Annotated in this window: 1 protein-coding gene; it reads right to left on the bottom strand. The window is 40.6% G+C overall.

What is annotated here, in order from left to right; translation table 11 throughout:
• Positions 1–45 precede the first annotated feature (45 nt).
• On the bottom strand, positions 46–1,230 hold the full coding sequence (locus BLS33_RS24585) for an integrase core domain-containing protein (RefSeq protein ID WP_089895995.1): 1,185 nt from the start codon (positions 1,228–1,230) through the stop codon (positions 46–48).
• Between the last annotated feature and the right edge of the window lie 86 nt (positions 1,231–1,316).

Here is a 1,316-nt window from a genome sequence, read left to right as displayed (position 1 = left end):
AATGTTCGTTAATATACATTGTTTACAAAAGTTATAGATTAGGGTTTACACTAAGTTTGTTTCTAACCTTACTGATTGTTCTTTCTTTCTAAACACATGTTCATCAAAGTATCCTAAAAATACGTTTCTATAAAATACCCTCCAAATACCATTGCCAATGTCTAAGGCCCCGATATGTTTACCTTGGAGCGAAGCGGAAAGGTAAACCCAATTATAGGCCTTCCATCTTATAGCTCCATTTTGGGTGACTTTTAAGACTTTCATTTTGGAATCGTAATCAAAGTGGGGTATTTTTTCTGGGAATGGTCTTGTTGAAAATTCATGTACCGAAGCGGGCGTTCTCATGTCCAATGCCTCATGTGGCCTTATGTGATTATATTCTTTTACAAATTGGTTCAGACGTCTTTGTTGCGCTTTCAGGTCATAAGCTGAAGGCTTGGCACAGGCGGTCTTCAGGTCGCGGTGCATTCGTTCATGCCGTCCGTTCTGTTGTGGCTGTGCCGGATCGGAAAACACGGGCATGATTCCCAGTTCGATGAACCAATAGGATAACCTGGTAAATCGTTGTATCGCAGCAACTGAACCAAATGGACTTCCATTGTCGGTATGGATTTGTCCGGGGATGCCAAATTTCCTAAAAACCCTTTTAAACTCTGCCTTTGCCGATGCAAGGTTTTCTTTGTAATGGCCTTTTGCGGTAAATACAAAGCGGCTCTTTGAGTCTGCAATCGTAAGGGGATGGCAATAGATTTTGTTCCCCATAAGGAACTTGCCTTTATAGTCGGCACTCCATACTTGGTTACAATGTTTTGGGTCAAAGATGGGGTGAATGGGTTTGACTCTTCTAAGCCTTTTTTGAGGCGATACCAAACCGTGTTTTTTGAGAATGTTATGAACGGTCAAGACAGATGGGATCAATTCATCGGGGAAATCTTTATACAACAAGGTGTGCAACTTTTTAGCGCCCCATGCCTTGTGTTTTTCTTTCAATTTAAGAATTTGGTCCACCACTTTTTCATTGGTGGCATTAGGGTGTGGGCTACGCGGTTTTCTGGAGAGTTCCCTAAGCCCTTCATAACCTTCATTTTCAAACCGGGCAATGATTTTGTAAGCTGTTGGTCTTGAAATTTTAAAGACTCGGCAAAGCTCCGTGATGGTGTATTTTCCAGTTCGCCATTCACAGATAAATTCAATTTTTTGTTCCATAATCGTATGTTCTTTCCAAGGCATAGCATCTGAATGTTGGTTTCAAATGCAACTTAAAAAGTGTAAACGATGTTTCTATAACTTTGTAAAGGATGTTTGTATATCGTACC

Origin of the sequence: Kriegella aquimaris, from assembly GCF_900103215.1 — a bacterium.
Lineage (GTDB): Bacteria > Bacteroidota > Bacteroidia > Flavobacteriales > Flavobacteriaceae > Kriegella > Kriegella aquimaris.
This window is presented reverse-complemented; position numbering and strand designations above follow the sequence as displayed.